Source organism: Maribacter sp. 1_MG-2023, from assembly GCF_030547005.1.
Classification (GTDB): domain Bacteria; phylum Bacteroidota; class Bacteroidia; order Flavobacteriales; family Flavobacteriaceae; genus Maribacter.
In genome coordinates, this window is the sequence record NZ_JAUOPN010000007.1 from 66,671 (window position 1) to 86,656 (window position 19,986).

Consider the following 19,986-nt stretch of genomic DNA (forward strand, 5'->3'; position numbering starts at 1 on the left):
ATGGACATTTTTACAATTATTTCAGTATTAGTATTTTTATCGGCAATATTCGGCTATATAAATGCGCGTTTTCTAAAACTACCTAACAGTATCGGCTTAATGCTGATTACAATTCTATTTACTTTGGTCGTTTTTTTAATTGGTTATATTGATGACACTTTAATTAATGCAGAACGATACATTATTACCCAGATAGATTTTAAAGCAGTATTGCTTGATATTATGTTAAGTTTTATGTTATTCGCAGGTGCACTACATACTAATTTTGAACAATTAAAAGTGCAGCGGTGGCCTATATTGGTGTTCTCTACTTTAGGTGTGTTGGTGTCAACCTTTTTAGTAGGTACAAGTATGTATTATTTATTACAATTGATAGGAATGAATATCTCTTTTATCTATTGTCTATTGTTCGGGTCATTGATTTCACCAACAGATCCTATTGCAGTATTGGGAATATTGAAGAATGCAGGAGCTCCAAAACAATTAGAAACAAAAATTGTGGGCGAATCTTTGTTTAATGACGGTGTTGGTGTGGTGGTTTTTTTAACAATTTTTAAATTGGCCGCTGCAACTGAAGTAGCCGTTGGTCCGTTAGACATTTTAGAACTTTTTGGAGTTGAGGTAATTGGCGGGGTGGCATTAGGTCTAGCCTTAGGTTGGGTAACATGGAAACTTATGAAATCTATTGATGATTATGATATAGAAGTAATCATTACCTTGGCGACCGTTATGACAGGTACATTGATAGCACAGAAATTCCATTTATCTGCTCCACTAGCAATGGTAGCTGCAGGTTTGGTAGTAGGTAACGATAAGGTACGTAATTCTGCAATGTCAAAAACTACGGAGACTTATGTAGATAAATTTTGGGAGCTTTTAGATATTCTTTTGAATACACTTCTCTTTGTTTTAATCGGGATGGAAATACTCGTATTATCCTTTAAAACAGAATACGTAATTGCTGGATTATTGGCAATTCCTTTGGTTCTTATTTGTCGCTATTTGTCACTATTACTACCTATTAAATTCTTTGAAAAGAAATTAGATTTTGTGCCGAGAACTAATTTGTTAATGACCTGGGGCGGATTGCGTGGAGGTATATCTATTGCATTGGCATTAGGTTTATCTGATGTAATGCATAGAGATGCATTTTTAGTCATAACATACATAGTGGTGATATTCTCTATTATAGGGCAGGGGTTAACCGTTGAGAAGCTTATTAAAAGAGTTGTAAAATGATACCTAAAACGTACCTAGAATTTGAAAAGAGCTTAGAACTATCTACTGTTCCGGAAGAGTGGTCAGACGAACTAAAATCGATATGGTATGATGCCAATGGAGATTGGGAAGCTTCGCATAATTTAGCTCAAGACATACATAATACTTTGGGTAGTTGGTTACATGCCTATTTGCACCGTAAAGAAGGCGACAGATTTAGTGCAGGGTACTGGTATCGTTTGGCAAAAAAAGAATATCCTACAATTAGTTTAGATGAAGAGTTAAAGGTAATTGTGGATTATATCATTAATAACAACGTATAGAAGTCAGGTTACTTAGATATATATTCTTTAAAACTTATTGCTGTAAATCTCTGAAAATTATTCTCGAAATCACTTTTGTTATTGAATCCGCACGAATACACAAGTTTGTATAAATCGTTCGATTCTAGAAATCCCGAATCAATAAGCTGCTTTGCTTTTTCTACTCTAATCTTGTTCCTATAAGCTGTAAAACTAATTCCTTTTGTTTGATAGAAAAAATAAGCAGCATGATAAGCAGGTACATGTAAAAGTTCTGCACATGCTTTTAAATTAAAACCTTGTTTTAGAAATGCTTCCTGTTGTTCTATAGTTATTAGTGAGTTGTTTAGTTCTCGATTATCTAACCCGTACATCTGTGATTTTGAATTGGTGTCATTTGTTATAGATGATGAAACCAATAATTGATTTTTAGGAAATCCGTATAGAATAGAAGGGAAGTATAGGGGAGCTATGCTTATCAATAATAAGACTAGAAACAATATAATCTGTAAACTGTATAAACTTGTGGTTGATATATTTAAAGTATTGAGACCTAACATTCTTTCAATTCCAAAAAACAAAGTAATAAATGCCATTAAGGTTAATGCGGTATAAAACAAAAGCAACCATCTATTAAGGATGACCTTTAATTTATCATTTGGGTTTATTTTAAAAAATCTTCTTAACAAGGGTATAAGGGATAGTAAATATATTAATTGCCATAAATGACGTAAGCTATAGTGTTCATTTAAACTAAGCAGTCCATATTGTTCGCCAAAACGTTTTGTAGGGAAAGAAATGGCATTTTCCACAATATGATTATAGTAAGATGCCGGTTTAGAGAAAACAAGGGCAACATCTATGACGCTTAGTAGAAAGGGGATAAATAGTAAAATGTATTGCCATTTCCACGTAAACTTATCGTCCATAACTGTTTTAAAATAGAAATATACAGGTACGCTTATTATGCTGTAGAGTAAGAGTGGCCAAAAGTAAAACCATTTAAACTGAGTTAACAATCCATCGGTTATAATGTAAGTTTGAAGGTTGTATATGGAAAAAATAAAATAGAAAAAAGCAAGAAATTGTTGAGGTAGTTTATTTACATTTTTTCTTAAAAGTAATACAGCGGTTAAAATAAATCCGAAGATTGCAATTAACAAGAAAACAATATTCATTCAATAACTTTTATGTAAAGTACAAAAAATAGTGTACGAATTTACAATAGAAAAGGTAAGAAAATATATTTTTATTATAATTTATAAACGTGTGTTAACTTAGTTGAATAAGGGAGGTAAAGGGGTTAATTAGTTATAAAATCTTATGCTGATTAACTGCTAAAGTCTAAAAAAAAACCGAATTATTTCAGGTAATCCGGTTTTGTATAAATTCTCTAAAAGGGTTTAAATCATTTTGAAATCCAACAATAATTCTCCTTCAATAGAAGCTTGTAAATGATCTCCTTTAAATGTTTCACCAGCACCCACTGCTGGTGTACCTGTAAAAATCATGTCACCAGGGTTCAAAGTCATGAATGTAGAAACAAAGCTGATGATTTCAGCAAAGTTATAAATGATATAACCTGTGTTACCTACTTGTTTCTTTTCACCGTTAATCACTAAATCAAAATTGATATTATCTAATTCTGGAAAATTTGCTATGGGTTTGAAACCTGAAATAGGCGAAGCGCCATCAAATCCCTTTGCCAAAGCCCAAGGACCTTTTTTCTCTCTACTCGCTGTAAGTACATCTTTTGCAGTATAGTCAATACCAATACCTATTTCAGAAATGTATGAGTTTGCTTCTTCTAAAGAGACATTTTTAGCAGTTTTGCCAATTTTCACTACTAATTCAACTTCATAAATCAACTGACTGGTAATAGCGGGGAATGCGACATCTTTACTATCCGCAACTAAGGTAGAATCGGGCTTTGTGAAAATGAGCTGTACATCGTTCTTTAATGCACCAATTTCAGATTTATCTACTACGTAATTCTTTCCTATGCCTATTATTTTCATTGCTTATTATCTTAATGTGTAATTCAGTTTATGGGACTAAATTAATGATTATTACAACTATGGGATAACGAATTTCTTGAAATCACATTATCTCTTGGTTTTGTTTTAGGATTATGTTGAGGTATCGTTTTATTTTATAATATCCATTTTTCTAAAGGCCGATAGTGTAATGGATTTTCTTTTTTTTGTTAAATTCATTCATATTGAAATCAGAAGAAAATGGTTCTAGATTAGTGGCAAAGAAATAGGTATTGTCAGCTACTTCAACATAGCCTACAAACCAACCATTAATTTTTTAACTACGTATGGATAAGCCTGCTTTACCGCTGAGCGTATAGTTATTTTCCGTATTGATGATCATGATTTTTTGAACGATGTCCTTTGTTCTTTTTGAAATAGGAAGTTTGTTACCATAAAACCTTTTTAAGAAATCGACCTGTTGCATTTGGTTGATACGTGATGTTCCTTCCAACCAAAAGTTTCGAATGTTTAACGAGTCTATATGCAGATCACCATAGTGTAGTTTTTCTGCATACGTGTTCATTCTTTCAGGATTGATTTTTGAAGCTACTTCTTGATAACAGGACACGCATGAGTATTGAAAAGCACCTTTTAACGTTAGATCCTGTTCCCATATATCTAACCATCTGTCTTCACCGTTCCATTTAAAAATGGTACTGTCACTTTCAATGACTCCGGTTTCAAGTCCTATAATGGAGTTTGCAATTTTAAAAGGCGACGCAGGCAATCTTCCTTGGTTTGCCCGGTCAAAATCATTGGAATAATAGATGTCCTTCTTTAAATCATTTATGATTACGGAACCCTTAACATCTGAGGAATTTATAATAGATTGAAATTCAGTATTTTATATCTTATTTTTAATGGAATTAGGTTGTTCAATAGTATGGTCCTTATTTTGTTCTTTACATGAACTGATACACAATAAGAGTAAAGCGATATAGCTAAATTTCAATGGCATTAGAAAAAATATAAGGTTAATAAAATGAACTTTAAAGATAAATATTTGAATTTATAAGAAGTAAGCTTATGCTTATAACTAATGTTTTTAGTCCGATGTGAAGCAAATCATTTCATGTGTTTTATTAATTTTTGGTAGCGGTTTTGTTTTGATTGAGTGCTTTTGTTTGATTTATCGCCATAAACAATACAATTACCGCAATAATTCCAATAATTAAATTCCCCGTCGATGTAATAACAAAGGGATTGAGTACAATTATCATTAAGCTGGCTACCACCCATAAAATGTCTTGAATAATAATCCATAGCACAGCTAATCTTCTTTGTTTTTTAATCTCATACCAAATAGTAATGGTGAAATAAAGTAACACCAAACCAACCACCCAAAAGATAGTAGTATTGCCCGTACCGAATAGTGCAGCTATTTTAGAATTAAATATAATCAGTAATATGCCTGAAATACTAGAGAATATGGCATTGGCTTTTAAAGCGTTTTGTAATTTGTTCATGAGATGAAAATTTTTTTTTACAAATTTCCGTAATCAAGACATCATCTCTCTTGACAAATGATAGTTAATTCAATTTTCTCAACCTACTTAATGATTCTGGTGTAATACCTAACATAGAAGCTATGTATTGCAATGGTATGGTATTAAAGAGTTCCGGTTCTTCTTCTAGTAAGCTTTCAAATCGTTGTTTTGCTGTGGTATGTAGTTGGGAGAACATACTTTTTTCCAACAAGGCGAAAGAATTCGCCAATATAAGGTTGTCAAATTCCAACCATTTTGGTTCTGTTTTATTTAGTTTAAAATGATCTTCTCTATTGATGACATTAAGAGTACAATCGGTAATAGCTTGAATATTCCAGTGGTTATAGGTTTCAAAAACAAAGCTTGAAAGTGATGTAATAAATTTACCCGAACTACCGATCCATAAGGTGATTTCCTTGCCATCAACAATGTCGTACATTCGCAAATAGCCAGATGCAATAAATGCCATTTGTCTGCAGGCTTTTCCAGATTCTAAAAAGAAATTACCTTTAGAAATGTTCATTGGTTTAAAAACCGAAATAATAGCATCCATTGAGCTATTGTCGATAGTTACTTGATTTGAGATACATGTTTTTAATTTTTCCATTTTGATGAGTGTTTGTTATTCATAAATACAAAAATTAAAAGAGATTAGTAGTGTGCAAATACATGAATTTTTCTATTTAGTTTTAAAGGGCTCTAGTACAGAAAATATAAATTGTATCAAGATTTGGAACATAAATAAAGCTTGCCGGTTAACAATGCTAAAGTTTCCAGAATTATTATAAGTTAATGAATGTGGAATTTAATTTAGGATGTATGTGGTTAAGATATTATTTAATCCGTTTTGACAATCATAGTATTTATTAAGAGATGGTGTTTGACTTATGCTAAACTAATTACACTTTTCTTTTCTATATCCATACATGATAATATCGTAGAAATAAATCTACAACACCTTCTTAAAACAAACACTATTCTTCATATGCTCATAAGGGGCGTAGTTATCGGTAACTGTATAGTTATTCTTTTTGTATAGAGCAATGGCTTCATGCTGGCGTAAACCCGTTTCAAGAACGCAATAACTATAATTCGATTCTTTTGCCCATTCTTCTAATACTACTAGTACTTTTGAGGCAATTCCTTTTCTGCGGTAATCTGGTTGAACATACATGCGTTTAATCTCAACCGAGTCTTTGTTAAATTCTTTGAAAGCTCCGCAAGCAACAAGGGTTTCATCAGTATAAAAGACGACACAGTTTTTCAACGCATCAATACCATTAAATTGTGCGTAGAAAGTGTTCTCGTCTCCATCTCGTAATGCCAAATCTGCATCAAGTAGCGCTACTAATTCTTTGAAGTTTTGGTTATCGCTAGAGCAACGTTTATAGTAAAGCATAAGAGGTCTCTTTTTTAGACTTTAATGGTGTACCCGTTCGCGTTGACAGTGCTGTTGTCAAAATAGAAATCGATACGACCAAGATTTACGCCAAAACATCCTACTTGATTGACAAATACATCACGCTCAGCAGCATTGGTAACTACAGTTGGCTTATCTAAAAATGTATGGGTATGGCCACCAATAATTAAATCGGTGTATTTAGTTCTCTTTGCTAGCTTTAAATCATCTGGTTTTTCAGTGCTATATTCATATCCTAAGTGAGAAAGGCAAATAACCAAATCGCACTTTTCCTCTTCTTTAAGCTTGGTTTCCATATCGGTAGCCAATTCATAAGGGTCAAGAAATACAGTCTCTTTAAAGAGTTGTTTTGTAACCAAACCGTCTAGTTTAATCCCTAATCCGTAGACACCAACTTTAATCCCGTCTTTCTCATAAATCTTATAGGGCTGTGTTAATCCGTCTAAAACCGTATTTGAAAAGTCGTAATTGGCACTGATAAAATTAAATTTAGCGTAAGGCATTTGCGCTAATAGTCCGTCAATACCATTGTCAAAATCATGATTACCAATAGTGGTAGCATCATAATTAAGCATGCTCATCAATTTAAATTCTAGTTCACCACCATAAAAATTGAAGTAGGGGGTACCTTGAAAAATATCACCGGCATCGAATAGAAATGTATGTGGGTTTTCTTTTCTAATACTATCTACCAAACCAGCTCTACGCGCTAAACCTCCTAAACCAGGAAAATCTGCATGGCCTTTGGGGAATGCATCTACATGACTATGTACATCATTGGTATGTAAGATAGTAATATGCTTTTTTGTAGAAACGTTGCAAGAGTTTAGACCTAAGCCACCAAGAGTCAATAGACTAGACGATGCGGCAGTATTTCGTATAAATTTTCTTCTTTCCATTTTACTGTAATTGATAGTATCTTAAATCTACTTTTGGTGCAAGGGTATCCACTTTAGAAAAGAAATCTATCATGGCATTTCGTATTTTATAATCGGTTTCTGTTTTGGAAAGCGCTTCTTTAAAAAAGTTCATATTGTCGCCACCAGTTACTAGATAATCAGAAGTAGCAACATAATAAGATTTGTTTTTATCTACAGGTTTACCGTTAATCGTAAAAGTATTGACCGTGTTGTCTTTATTAAGTATAAGCTGTATACCAGCAACAGGGTGCGCTCTTTTAGATTGTATTAGGTAGTCGACCATCTTTAATAGGGCATCGCCTTTAAGTTCTACGATTACTACCGAATTTTCAAAAGGCATTACCTCATAAGCAGTTCTAGAGGTTACGTTTCCTTTAGAAATAATCGATCTTATACCGCCATGGTTTAAAAGCACCAGGTCAATACTATTTCCGGTGCGCTTTTTAAAAATAGGATTGGTCTCACTCAGTACAATATCTGCCATTAAATTACCTGCAGTTGTATTGAATTTACCATCGGTTTTTGAAATAACATATGGTGAATATGCCAATGTACTATCTAAAATACTTTCAACGCGATCATGATAAGGCTGAATAAATTTTTGAATACTGTCAACCGAAGTATAACTGGTGTCAATTGCTATCTGCTTGCCAGTCAGTTCAGTGAGGTGTTCGGGATTGTTTTTACAAGATACTAAATTTAACAATGTTATAAATATAACATAATGTTTTATATTTAAAATACCAAAGTGTTTTAACTTCGCCATATAGTTGCAGGGATATTATTTACATTTGTCTAAATGTAAAAATACATGTTTTTAAAAGGAATTAAGGACAAGTTTAAGCGGAAATCTGGCCGTAAGATATTAAAACAGTTGGTGTCAACACCAGTGGCTGTAACGCGTGAAAGTAAAGGAATACGTTCTGTAGGTTGTATTGTGGATCTAGATAAGTTTGAGAAAACTGAATTGTTTTTTCAGTTTCAAGAAGAGTTATCGTTGCATCCCAATGCGGTTAAAATTATTGGATATAAGCGTTTTTATGATAAAAACTCACCATATGCCACTCCTGTTTTTTCAGATAAGGACTTAGGGTGGAACGGTGAAATTGAAAACAGTTATGCCCTTGAGTTTTTAGGACGAGAATATGACCTTTTAGTGAATTATTATAATGAGGATAGCCTGTTGTTGAATTTAATGTCGGTGAAGGCAAAGGCTCGTTTAAAAGTAGGGTTTAAAGAAGTGGGACCTACTTACAATGATTTAATGTTAGATACGCCGTTAAAGGACTTTCAGATATTTAAAAAAGAATTGAAAAAGTACTTGGGCATTTTTAAAGAGATTTAATTATGAGAGATTTAAGGGGAGCAGGAGTAGCGTTAATTACGCCTTTTAAAGAAGATGGATCAGTAGATGTAGAGGCTCTTAAAAAAGTTGTAGCTTTTAATATTGAAGGCAACATAGATTACTTGGTGGTTTTAGGAACTACGGCAGAATCGGTAACCTTATCAAAAGAAGAAAAGCAATTGGTCATGCGCACCGTAGAAGAAGCAAATCAAGGTGCATTGCCTTTAGTCATTGGTATTGGCGGTAATAATACTATGGCTTTGGTAGAAGAGTTACAATCTGCGAATTTATCTGCATATGATGCTATTCTATCTGTTTCTCCATATTACAATAGACCTACGCAAGAAGGTATTTATCAGCACTTCGCAGCACTTTCGCAAGCATCACCATTACCGATTATTTTATATAATGTACCTGGTCGTACCGGTAGTAATATGTTGTCAGAAACAGTAGTACGTCTAGCAAAAAAATTTGATAATATAGTAGCAGTAAAAGAAGCTTGCGGAGATATGACCCAAGTTCAGGAACTAATATCAAAAAGACCAGAAGGTTTCTTAGTACTTTCTGGGGATGATATTACGGCATTGCCAACTATAGTTGCGGGTGGTGACGGAGTAATTTCTGTAATCGGTCAAGGTTTGCCAGAAGAATTTTCTAAAATGGTGCACGAAGGATTAAATGGTAATACCGAAGTAGCATATAGCTATCATTATAGAATGCAAGATGGTATGAAGTTGATTTTTGAGGAAGGAAATCCGGCTGGAATCAAGGTTATTTTTGAATATTTAGGTTTTGCTAAGCCTTTTGTAAGACTACCATTGATTACTGCGAGTGATGCATTAAAGCATAGAATAGTTTCATTTATGGAATCTATGATGCGCATACCAGCATAATTTTTCGTTAAAACTTCTCTTAGTAGGACATTTGTGTGCAGTAAAGCCTGTATTTTTATTGGTTTAAAATGTTTTTTAAATCCATTGATAATCACTAATTTTGCAAAATGTTTTTTAAAATGAGGAGAGTTTTTCCAATACTATTGATTGCCATTGCTTTACAATCGTGTAACGAGTACCAAAAAGTGCTCAAGAACGATGATGTAAAAGCGAAATACGATATGGCCGAAACTTTCTATGAAGAAGGTGATTTTAAAAGAGCTAATAGATTGCTTGAGCAAATAGCCCCTAAATATGTAGGTAAACCTCAGGGTGAGCGTGTTATGTTCTTTTTGTCTAACAGTTATTTTCAGCAAGAAGATTACAACATGGCAGGCTATCAGTTTGAGCGTTTTGTAAAATCATATCCAAAAAGTGATAAGGCTATTGAAGCTACTTTTTTAGGCGCTAAAAGTTTCTACGAGTTATCTCCAGAATATTCTTTAGATCAAACCGATACAGATAAAGCGTTATTGAAATTACAGAATTTTATTAATACGTATTCTGAATCTGAGTTTTATGCCGAAGCAAATACTATGGCTCAAGAACTCACAACAAAAAAACAAGAAAAGGCGTTTGAGATATTGAAGCAGTATAATAAATTGGGGGAGTTCAATTATGATATGCTTAAATCAGCAGTAGCGGCGAGCGATAATTTTGTGTCTGATAACCCTGGTTCTCCTTTTAGAGAAGAAGCAATGTTTATAAAGGTTGAAGCATTAACACACATGGCAGTAAATAGTTTTGAGCAATTGAAAGAAGAGCGTTTAAAAAATGCGAAGTCTGCTCATGCTGCAATGCAAAAGCAGTTTCCAGAATCTAAATTCGATAAGGAGGCTACAGATTTAATCGAAAAAATTGATAAAGAATTACAACGTATGCAAGCGCAGGTCGTTGAATCAAAATAAATAATTTAATTATGAATATGAACGATTTAAAAAACTCTAAGGCATCGGTATCTACGGTAACTATTAACCGTAATGAGTTCGATGCGCCTACTGAAAATATCTATGAGGCTATTTCAATCGCTGCAAAGCGCGCTGTTCAGATCAATTCTGAAATTAAGAAAGAGCTTTTAGAGAAATTAGAAGAGTTTGCTACATATAGCGATAGTTTAGAAGAGGTTTTTGAAAATAAAGAGCAAATTGAGGTTTCTAAGTTTTACGAAAAATTACCTAAGCCACACGCAATGGCAGTAGAAGAGTGGTTGATGGATAAAATCTACCATAGAAACACAGAAAAAGACGCTTAAGAAAGAAATATGTTGAACGGCAAAAATGTTCTTTTAGGAATTACCGGAGGAATTGCTGCTTATAAAACAACATTCTTAGTTCGTTTATTTATAAAAGCTGGCGCTAACGTTAAGGTCATACTTACCGATAGCGCCAGCTCTTTTGTTTCCCCACTTACACTAGCCACTTTGGCTAAAAACCCAGTAGTGCTTGATTTTGTTAAGACAGAAGGGAATATTGTCGACTGGAACAATCATGTAGAAATGGGGCTATGGGCAGACTTAATGGTGATTGCGCCAGCCACTGCGAATACCATGTCTAAAATGGCAACGGGTAATTGCGACAATATTTTAATGGCTACATATTTATCTGCTAAATGTCCAGTTTTTGTTGCTCCGGCAATGGATCTTGATATGTACAAGCACCCAAGTACTAAAAGTTCTTTAGATGCGCTTACTTCTTTTGGTAACATGATTATACCTGCAACAAGTGGCGAGCTTGCTAGTGGTTTGCATGGAGAAGGTAGAATGGCAGAGCCAGAAGATATTGTAAGCTTTATTAAAAAGCAGTTATCTGATGGATTACCATTATCTGGCAAAAAAGTATTGATTACTGCAGGTCCGACTTACGAGGCAATTGATCCTGTTCGTTTTATAGGAAATCACTCCTCAGGCTTAATGGGTTTTGAGCTTGCTAAAACAGCGGCAAGTCTAGGTGCAGAAGTATTTTTAGTTACTGGGCCTACACATTTGTCTGTTATTCACGATAATATTCATGTTCTCAATGTAGTTTCGGCAGACGACATGTATCATAGTACTCAACTGTATTATGAAACATCAGATATCGTAATTTGTGCTGCAGCTGTAGCGGATTATAGACCCAAGACCGTAGCAGAACAGAAAATTAAAAAATCCGAAGAAAACTTTACTATTGAATTGGTCAAGAATAAAGATATCTTAAAAAGCTTCGGGGAACATAAAAAAAATCAATTCTTGGTCGGTTTCGCCTTAGAGACTGAAAACGAAATTGAAAACGCAAAAGGTAAACTAAAGCGTAAAAATTTAGACGCCATCGTATTGAATTCTATGCGAGATAAGGGTGCTGGTTTTGGTGGGGTTACCAATAAAATATCATTTATAGATACCAATTCTAGCATTACTACGTTTGAACTAAAGACCAAGGCAGAAGTTGCCGTGGATATCTTCAATGAAATTATTAAAAGACGGTATGCGTAAGGCTGTATTTCTATTACTATTTATCTTTATTGGTTTAGTGACAAATGCTCAGGAGTTTAATTGTGCCATTACGGTTAATTCTGATCAAGTAACTAAAGGTGATCTTCAGGTTTTTAAGACTTTAGAGCGTTCATTGAATGATTTTATAAATAAATCTAAATGGACAAATCGTGTATACAAAGAAAATGAGCGGTTAAATGCTCAAATTTTTATTACGATTACTTCTTATGAATCCAACAATTTTAGCGGTACTATTCAAATACAATCTTCTAGACCAGTGTATAATACCTCATATTCATCACCGGTTTTTAATTATAAAGACAACCAGTTAAATTTTCAATATATTGAATTTCAGCCATTGATTTTAAATGAAAATCAGTTTGAATCAAATTTGGTGAGTGTAATCGCTTATTACGCATATATTATGCTAGGTTTGGATGCAGATACATTTTCACTAGAAGGTGGAACTGATTTCTATAGAAAGGCGCAGAATATTGTAACTCAGGCACAAGGAAGTAATTTCTCTGGTTGGAACCAATCTTCAGACTCGAACAGAAGTAGGTTTGAGTTGGTAGATAATCTTTTGTCTAATACTTATAGAGAGTACCGAATAGCTATGTATAATTATCATAGAAAAGGTCTTGATATTCTTCCAGATAATAATAGTACGGGCAAGCAAGTAATTGCAGGTACGATGAATTTGTTTCGGACGATGATCAATAGGAGACCAAATGCATTTTTGATTTCTACTTTCTTTGATGCAAAATCAGAAGAGATAAAAAATATTTTTTCTGATGGACCAAAAGTTGATATCGTAAAGCTTAAGGAAACCCTCAATAAAATAGCACCTTTATACGCAACTACCTGGAACGATATTAAATATTGAACCATTTTACAAAACGGAATTATAGATTACCTTTGTGAATCTAAAACTCTAACGCGTGCTATCAACCCTTTCCATTTCTAATTACGCATTAATTGATCATCTAGAAGTAGACTTCAATAAAGGTTTTACGGTTATTACCGGTGAAACAGGTGCTGGTAAATCTATTTTACTTGGCGGATTATCTCTAGTGCTAGGTAAACGTGCCGATCTAAGCTCTTTGCGAGTTAAGGATCAGAAATGTATTATAGAAGGTACTTTCAAAATTGACACGTACGGACTCCAGAATTTTTTTGAAGAAAACGACTTGGACTATGAAGATAGTACGGTTATTAGGCGAGAGATTTTACCTAGCGGTAAATCGAGAGCGTTTGTAAACGATACCCCCGTTACTTTAGGTGTCTTATTAACCTTAGGAGAAAATCTTATTGATATTCATTCTCAGCATCAGACCATGCAGCTCACTGAAAATGACTTTCAGTTGAAATTGGTCGATGCATTGGCAAACAACCAAAAACGGTTATCAGAGTATAGAAAAGGGTTAAAAACCTATCGAAAGGCTCAGAAAGAACTTGATAAACTTATTGAAATTCAAAATACAGCCAATAAAGAGCAAGATTACAATACGTTTTTATTAGAAGAACTTGAAAAGGCACCATTGAAAGTAGGTGTCATTGAAGACTTAGAGGAAGAATACGAACAACTGAATAATGTTGAGTTGATTATGGAGCAGCTGTCAAAAGGAGATCAGTTGTTTAATGACGAGCAAATTGGTGTTTTGCCTTTAGTGACAGAAATGCGTCAATCACTTTCGAAATTGGTCGACTTTGGGTCGAACTATAATGATTTATTCGAGCGCGTTAAATCTGTACTGATAGAATTAGATGATGTGAGTTCAGAAATACAGCGTCTTCAAGAAGGGGTAGAGGCTAACCCAGATCAGCTAGAACAGGTGAATAATAAGCTACAGCTGCTGTATAACTTACAGAAAAAGCATAATGTTAGCGATATAGCTGAGTTGATTAACATAAAAAACGACCTTGCTGATAAAGTTTTTGAAACTGCCAATTTAGATGATAAAATTGCTTCAAAAACAAAAGAAATTCAAGAGCTGGAAGCAGTTTTAGAAGCTCAAGCAGTTGTTTTGAGTAAAAAACGAAATTCCGTAATTCCACAATTAAAGAAAAAACTAGAATCTGATCTTGGTTTGTTAGGTATGCCTAGTGCATCATTCGAAATAAAATTAAGTACAGCAGAAGCATTTACAGCTACGGGTAAAGATGAACTTTCATTCTTGTTTACGGCTAACAGAGGCGGTAGCTATGGCGAATTGAAAAAAGTAGCATCTGGTGGAGAATTGTCAAGAATAATGTTGGTAATTAAAGCGATACTGGCTAAGTATGAAAAACTACCAACTATCATGTTCGATGAAATAGATACAGGTGTATCTGGAGAGATATCTAACCGCATGGCAGATATCATGAAAGATATGAGTACCGATTTGCAGGTATTCTCTATTACACACTTACCACAAGTAGCATCAAAAGGAAACCATCATTTCAAAGTTTTTAAAACGGAAGGTAAAGAACGTACCATGACTAATTTAAAGCAATTGACAGATGATGAAAGGGTAGTGGAATTAGCTCATATGCTAAGCGGAAAAGATTTGTCAGATTCTGCGTTGGCACATGCAAAAGAACTTTTGAATGTATCATCGGGTGCTTAAAGCACTATATTTTTAGAATTTGTAACTGGTCTTACGACAACCAAGTCTTTAAACACTTAAAATAAGGCTGTTGTTTTTAGGGTTTTTAAGTACCACTTCAATTCTGAATTAACATATTTTAGATATCTTTGAATATTAAATCTAACTATAGAATCAACCAGCATGGGATATAACTTATTAAAAGGAAAAAGGGGAATTATTTTTGGAGCACTAGACGCGAATTCTATTGCATGGAAAACAGCACAAACAGTACACGCAGAAGGTGGTACTTTTGTATTGACAAACGCCCCAATTGCCATGAGAATGGGTCAAATAGATCAATTGGCTAAAGAAACAGGTTCAGAAGTTATACCAGCAGATGCTACCAGTGTTGAAGACTTAGATAATTTAGTAGCGAAGGCTGTTGAAATTTTAGGAGGAAAAATTGATTTCGTATTGCATTCTATCGGTATGTCGGTTAACGTACGTAAAGGTCGTGCTTACACAGATGAGAAATATGATTTCACAGCAAAAGGATGGGATGTATCAGCCCTTTCTTTTCATAAAGTATTACAATCGCTTTATAAAGCAGATGCTATGAATGAGTGGGGTAGTGTTGTAGCGTTGACCTATATGGCAGCACAAAGAACATTCCCAGATTATAATGATATGGCAGATAATAAAGCATATTTAGAGTCTGTTGCTCGTAGCTTTGGTTACTTCTTTGGTAAAGAAAAGAACGTACGTGTAAATACGATTTCTCAGTCACCTACAGCAACTACAGCAGGACAAGGAGTAAAAGGCTTTGATGGTTTTATCAGCTATGCAGAAAAGATGTCTCCGTTAGGTAATGCTTCAGCTCAAGACTGTGCTGATTATACCATAACATTATTCTCTGATCTTACGAGAAAAGTGACTATGCAAAACTTGTTTCATGACGGTGGTTTCTCTAATACAGGGGTTAGTCAAGAAGTTATAGAGAAGTTTTAATCATAATTTTAATTTTCCAATTTTGTTGGAGCCTATTTATTAAAGGAGGGTAATCATGGACTTATCATTTTCTTTTATCATTCCTGTATACAATAGACCCAGCGAAATTAAAGAATTGTTGGACAGTCTACGTTTACAAACCTATGACAAAACTTTTGAGGTGGTTATCGTCGAAGACGGCTCTACCATTTCATCTGAAGAAGTCATAGGTGAGTATGTAGACTCTTTGGCAATATCATATTATAAGAAACCTAATTCTGGTCCTGGTGATTCTCGTAATTACGGAATGTCTAGGGCAAAGGGAAATTACTTTATAATCTTAGACTCTGATTGTATTTTACCACCACAGTACCTTGTGGAAGCAGAAAAAAGTTTACAAGAAGATTATGTGCATTGCTATGGTGGTCCAGATGCGGCACATGAATCTTTTTCTACCGTTCAAAAAGCAATTAATTATGCAATGACCTCTTTTCTGACCACAGGAGGAATTCGTGGAGGAAAAAAAGCGGTAGATAAATTTCAACCCAGAAGCTTTAATATGGGTATTTCGAAAGAAGCTTTTGAAAACGTTGGCGGCTACGGAAATATTCACCCCGGTGAAGATCCAGATCTAACCATACGCATTTGGAATAAAGGGTATAGAACTAAATTGATCTCAGAAGCATTTGTGTATCATAAAAGGCGAATAGACTGGAACAAATTTTATATTCAGGTAAATAAATTTGGTATGGTACGCCCTATATTAAATAAGTGGCATCCGGAGACCAAGAAGATTACCTATTGGTTTCCAACTGTATTCTGTTTAGGACTTGTGGTTTCATTATTATTAGCATTAATAGGTTTCAAAATTCCGTGGTTTATATATTCAACATACTTTTTAGTTTTGTTTATAGATGCGCTTTTGAAAACTCGTAATTTAAAAGTAGCCTTTCTATCTTTAGTGGCAACTGTGATACAATTTTTTGGATATGGGTATGGATTTTTTAAATCAACCCTGTATATTAATGCCTCAGATAAGAAGCCAGAGGAAATTTTTCCGAAATTATTTTTTAGAGTGAACTGATGGAACGTTTAATAGAGTGGGTAAAAACAGGACTAAAGAAAAGAAAGGTAAAAGTCTTTCTTGTGTTCTTGTTATGTGCGTCACTCGCTTGGCTAATTAATAAATTATCGCTTACCTATACTAATAACACTACTTTTCAAGTAGAATATATTAATATACCTGAAGAATTCTTATTGGCGAATACTCCTAAAGATGAAATTCAAGTACGGTTACAAGCTGCTGGATTCCAGTTTTTAGGATATGAACTGAAACCCAAGCATATTCAACTAGATGTTAGTAAGGTGATGCATAAAGATGGTAGTTATTATCTAACGTCTGACCAAATTAGAATTCAATTAGAATCGCAACTTAACAATTATAGCACACTGACCGATTTTGATAGCGATGCAATATATTTCGATTTCACATCTTTAGAGACTAAGAAAGTGCCGGTAAAGGTATTAATGGAAATGACTTTTGCTACTAATCATATTATTGAAGGTGATATTAAGGTTGAACCAGATTCTATTCAAATATCAGGGCCTAAAAGCCAAATAGATACTATAAATCAAATAAGAACTGAATTGTTTAAATCAGAAAATGTAAATAGCTCATTTTCAAATGAAATTACTTTACAATTACCAAAGCAGTTAAATGGAACTACATTTTCTAAACAAACAGTAAAGGTCTTTGGTAAGGTGGTCAAATTTTCTGAACAGGTTATTAAAGTACCTGTTCATGTCATTAATCTACCTGAAAATATAAAGGTTCGTACTTTTCCAGAAATTGTTGAAGTTCGTTGTCAAGGTACTTTAGAGCATCTGAAACAATTGGAGGCAGAAGATTTTTCAGTAGAAGCAGATTATGCTAAGGTGTCGAAAGAAACAGAAAATAGATTGTCTGTGAAATTGGAGAAATACCCAAGAACGCTAAATAATGTTGTAATGAGTACAAATGAAGTCGAATTCATACTTCGAAGAGAATGATAATAATTGGTCTTACAGGAGGAATAGGAAGTGGTAAATCTACTGTTGCTACTATGTTCAAAGAACTAGGTGTTCCGGTTTACGACTCAGACCATCGTGCTAAGTATTTAATGAATACTTCTGTCATTATTAATAAAAAATTAGTGCAGCTGTTGGGAGATGAAGCTTATGAGAAAGGTAAGCTGAACAGACCTTATATTGCAGATAAAGTATTTAATGATTCAGAGTTATTGGCAGAACTCAATAATATAGTACATCCGGTAGTAAGGCAAGATTTTATAGATTGGGCAAATGAGCAAGACTCATGTTATGTAATTCAAGAAACAGCATTGTTATTTGAGAACAAATCGCAAGAATTATACGATGACGTAATTTTGGTAACAGCGCCAAAAGAAATACGCATTGAGCGAGTATTGAGTAGAGATAATAGTACAAGAGAGCAAGTTGAAGCTCGTATGAATAATCAACTTGAAGATAAAATTAAATTAGAATTAGCCAATTTTATTATCGAAAATATCGACTTAGAAAGAACTAGAGAAAAAGTTCTTCAAGTTCACGCATCTATCCTTACTGACTGTTAGTAATTTAGCAATTTTAACATTTTTGTTAAGGTTAGGTTAAACGTACTATCCTCTAACTGTTAAATCTTTAATTTTAACACCCAATGAACAAAAAGTTATTTGTGCTCTTAGTGGTTTTAATGAGCCTTTCACTTATTGGTCTGATTTTCGTTCAAAGTTTCTGGATTAGTAAATCCATAGATAGTGGAGAAGAGCAATTCTCTAGCAGTGTTTCTGAAGCATTGAACAGTGTCACCAATAAAATTACCGAAAGAGAATCTAAAAACTACTTCGACAGGTATTTACATGCAAAGGATAGTGCAGGTGGAGAGCTTAAAGGTACTCAGCTTACTAATTTTTTCTTTATTGATAGAGATGTCAATTCTAATGAAATATTGTTGTATGAACACGGTATTTTAGAAGAAGATTACGGAATCTCGTCTACGTTCTTTGATAATAGTGATGGTGCAGATACTACCATCATTAAAAGTTATACCAGTAAACGTACAACTTCAATTTTTAGAGAAGATATTGACTTAGAGGGCAATACACCACGTTTAAATCCTATTCAAAGATTTGAAAAAATCGGAGGACTTAATAAAATGGAGAAGGCTGCCATGGAAGATGTTTTTATGGTTTATGCCAAGCGTGTTCCTATTCATAAGCGTGTTTCTAAACAAGAAATTGAGTTGCTTTTACAACGAGAGTTAGAGAATAGAGGAGTTGATATAGCATTTGAATATGGAGTGTATAGCAATGGTTTACCGACCAAAGTGAAATCATCTAAATTTAAATATGCAGAAGCGAATATCTATAGATCGCCCATGTTCGTAGATTATGAAGGAGTTTCAAATTTCGATTTGTTAATTTCCTTTCCTAAGAAAAAGCGATTCTTGGTGAAATCTATTTTAGGTCTCGCAATGCTTTCGCTATTGTTTACCATAATAATAGTGGTGGCTTATGCAGGGGCAATTTATCAGTTAATTCGTCAAAAGCAGATATCTGAAATAAAAACAGATTTCATAAATAATATGACGCATGAGTTCAAAACTCCGATTGCGACCATAAATCTTGCTGTTGAGGCGATTAGAAATCCGAAGATAATTAATGATCAAGAAAAGGTCTTAAGATATCTACAGATGATTCGCGATGAGAATAAAAGAATGCATGCTCAAGTAGAAAATGTATTACGAATATCTAAGTTGGAAAAAAATCAACTTGATATTAGTAAGGATAGGGTCAATGTTCACGACATAATAGAAGATGCTATCACTCATGTACAATTAATAGTTGATGATAGGGGGGGATATATTCATACACATTTAGATGCTGAGCGTTGTGAAGTTTTAGCAAATGAAATGCATTTTACCAATGTAATCGTCAATATGTTAGATAATGCGATTAAGTATTCTGAAGAGGCACCTAAAATAGATGTGTTTACAGAGAGAGCTAAAAATTATATTATTATTAAAGTACAAGATCAAGGTGCTGGTATGAGTAAAGGTGTGGTTAAGAAAGTATTTGAAAAATTCTATCGAGAGCATACAGGAGATATACATAACGTAAAAGGACATGGATTAGGATTGTCTTACGTAAAAAAAATAGTAGAAGACCACCAAGGCGAAGTTTATGCCGAAAGTGAAAAAGGAAAAGGAAGTACATTTTACATAAAACTGCCGTTAATATAAAA

22 protein-coding genes are annotated in these 19,986 nt (G+C 33.9%); 14 read left to right on the forward strand and 8 right to left on the reverse strand.

Annotated features, from left to right (window positions below; genetic code table 11):
• Together Q4500_RS09745 and Q4500_RS09750 are read left to right on the forward strand one after the other, a co-directional pair.
• Nucleotides 1-1,239 carry a sodium:proton antiporter gene (locus Q4500_RS09745; RefSeq protein ID WP_303599490.1) on the forward strand — a complete coding sequence of 413 codons (1,239 nt, stop codon included), beginning with the start codon at nt 1-3 and terminating at the stop codon, nt 1,237-1,239.
• Complete coding sequence (locus Q4500_RS09750; protein WP_303599491.1) at nt 1,236-1,541, forward strand: hypothetical protein; 306 nt, start codon at nt 1,236-1,238, stop codon at nt 1,539-1,541. Before Q4500_RS09745 ends, Q4500_RS09750 begins: the two co-directional genes overlap by 4 nt.
• 8 nt (nt 1,542-1,549) lie before the next feature.
• Here Q4500_RS09750 and Q4500_RS09755 read toward each other — a convergent pair whose 3' ends face one another.
• The 8 genes from Q4500_RS09755 to Q4500_RS09790 form a co-directional block, all read right to left on the reverse strand.
• Nucleotides 1,550-2,449: an AraC family transcriptional regulator gene (locus Q4500_RS09755; RefSeq protein ID WP_303599492.1), complete on the reverse strand. Its 900-nt coding sequence runs from the start codon at nt 2,447-2,449 to the stop codon at nt 1,550-1,552.
• 474 nt (nt 2,450-2,923) lie between these two features.
• Nucleotides 2,924-3,538, reverse strand: a complete 615-nt coding sequence (locus tag Q4500_RS09760; RefSeq protein WP_303599493.1) for a fumarylacetoacetate hydrolase family protein — start codon at nt 3,536-3,538, stop codon at nt 2,924-2,926.
• Nucleotides 3,539-3,833: 295 nt separating this feature from the next.
• Complete coding sequence (locus tag Q4500_RS09765) at nt 3,834-4,286, reverse strand: penicillin-binding transpeptidase domain-containing protein (RefSeq protein ID WP_303599494.1); 453 nt, start codon at nt 4,284-4,286, stop codon at nt 3,834-3,836.
• A 355-nt stretch (nt 4,287-4,641) separates the two neighbouring features.
• A complete protein-coding gene (locus tag Q4500_RS09770) occupies nt 4,642-5,025 on the reverse strand; it encodes a hypothetical protein (RefSeq protein WP_303599495.1) in 384 nt (127 codons plus the stop codon).
• A 64-nt stretch (nt 5,026-5,089) separates the two neighbouring features.
• Entirely contained in the window at nt 5,090-5,653 is a 564-nt protein-coding gene (locus Q4500_RS09775) for a Crp/Fnr family transcriptional regulator (protein WP_303599496.1), read from the reverse strand.
• Between the two features lie 342 nt (nt 5,654-5,995).
• Nucleotides 5,996-6,445, reverse strand: coding sequence for a GNAT family N-acetyltransferase (locus Q4500_RS09780; protein ID WP_303599497.1), 450 nt, complete (start codon nt 6,443-6,445; stop codon nt 5,996-5,998).
• A gap of 14 nt (nt 6,446-6,459) precedes the next feature.
• Nucleotides 6,460-7,365, reverse strand: a complete 906-nt coding sequence (locus Q4500_RS09785) for a bifunctional UDP-sugar hydrolase/5'-nucleotidase (RefSeq protein ID WP_303599498.1) — start codon at nt 7,363-7,365, stop codon at nt 6,460-6,462.
• Between the two features lies 1 nt (nt 7,366).
• Nucleotides 7,367-8,152, reverse strand: coding sequence for a 5'-nucleotidase C-terminal domain-containing protein (locus Q4500_RS09790; protein WP_303599499.1), 786 nt, complete (start codon nt 8,150-8,152; stop codon nt 7,367-7,369).
• A 45-nt stretch (nt 8,153-8,197) separates the two neighbouring features.
• Between Q4500_RS09790 and Q4500_RS09795 the strand changes: the two genes are divergently transcribed.
• From Q4500_RS09795 to Q4500_RS09850, 12 genes are all read left to right on the forward strand, one after another.
• Nucleotides 8,198-8,731 (forward strand): hypothetical protein, encoded by a 534-nt coding sequence (locus Q4500_RS09795; RefSeq protein ID WP_303599500.1) that lies wholly within the window; start codon nt 8,198-8,200, stop codon nt 8,729-8,731.
• 2 nt (nt 8,732-8,733) lie between these two features.
• Nucleotides 8,734-9,624, forward strand: coding sequence for a 4-hydroxy-tetrahydrodipicolinate synthase (dapA, locus tag Q4500_RS09800; protein ID WP_303599501.1), 891 nt, complete (start codon nt 8,734-8,736; stop codon nt 9,622-9,624).
• A 119-nt stretch (nt 9,625-9,743) separates the two neighbouring features.
• Complete coding sequence (locus tag Q4500_RS09805; RefSeq protein ID WP_303599502.1) at nt 9,744-10,571, forward strand: outer membrane protein assembly factor BamD; 828 nt, start codon at nt 9,744-9,746, stop codon at nt 10,569-10,571.
• Between the two features lie 17 nt (nt 10,572-10,588).
• Complete coding sequence (locus Q4500_RS09810) at nt 10,589-10,915, forward strand: DNA-directed RNA polymerase subunit omega (protein ID WP_133672899.1); 327 nt, start codon at nt 10,589-10,591, stop codon at nt 10,913-10,915.
• A gap of 9 nt (nt 10,916-10,924) precedes the next feature.
• Nucleotides 10,925-12,130, forward strand: a complete 1,206-nt coding sequence (coaBC, locus tag Q4500_RS09815) for a bifunctional phosphopantothenoylcysteine decarboxylase/phosphopantothenate--cysteine ligase CoaBC (protein ID WP_303599503.1) — start codon at nt 10,925-10,927, stop codon at nt 12,128-12,130.
• Nucleotides 12,123-13,016, forward strand: coding sequence for a DUF4835 family protein (locus Q4500_RS09820; RefSeq protein ID WP_303599610.1), 894 nt, complete (start codon nt 12,123-12,125; stop codon nt 13,014-13,016). The genes coaBC and Q4500_RS09820 overlap by 8 nt, the downstream gene beginning before the upstream one ends.
• A 55-nt stretch (nt 13,017-13,071) precedes the next feature.
• Nucleotides 13,072-14,739 (forward strand): DNA repair protein RecN, encoded by a 1,668-nt coding sequence (recN, locus tag Q4500_RS09825; RefSeq protein WP_303599504.1) that lies wholly within the window; start codon nt 13,072-13,074, stop codon nt 14,737-14,739.
• Between the two features lie 162 nt (nt 14,740-14,901).
• Nucleotides 14,902-15,708, forward strand: a complete 807-nt coding sequence (locus Q4500_RS09830) for an enoyl-ACP reductase (RefSeq protein WP_299317551.1) — start codon at nt 14,902-14,904, stop codon at nt 15,706-15,708.
• A gap of 55 nt (nt 15,709-15,763) precedes the next feature.
• The gene (locus Q4500_RS09835) at nt 15,764-16,771 is read left to right on the forward strand and encodes a glycosyltransferase family 2 protein (RefSeq protein ID WP_303599505.1); all 1,008 of its coding nucleotides are present in this window, start codon (nt 15,764-15,766) and stop codon (nt 16,769-16,771) included.
• On the forward strand, nt 16,771-17,736 hold the full coding sequence (locus Q4500_RS09840) for a CdaR family protein (protein ID WP_303599506.1): 966 nt from the start codon (nt 16,771-16,773) through the stop codon (nt 17,734-17,736). The genes Q4500_RS09835 and Q4500_RS09840 overlap by 1 nt, the downstream gene beginning before the upstream one ends.
• A complete protein-coding gene (gene coaE / locus Q4500_RS09845) occupies nt 17,733-18,317 on the forward strand; it encodes a dephospho-CoA kinase (RefSeq protein WP_303599507.1) in 585 nt (194 codons plus the stop codon). Before Q4500_RS09840 ends, coaE begins: the two co-directional genes overlap by 4 nt.
• Before the next feature lie 83 nt (nt 18,318-18,400).
• Nucleotides 18,401-19,984, forward strand: a complete 1,584-nt coding sequence (locus tag Q4500_RS09850; protein WP_303599508.1) for a sensor histidine kinase KdpD — start codon at nt 18,401-18,403, stop codon at nt 19,982-19,984.
• Nucleotides 19,985-19,986: the final 2 nt, after the last annotated feature.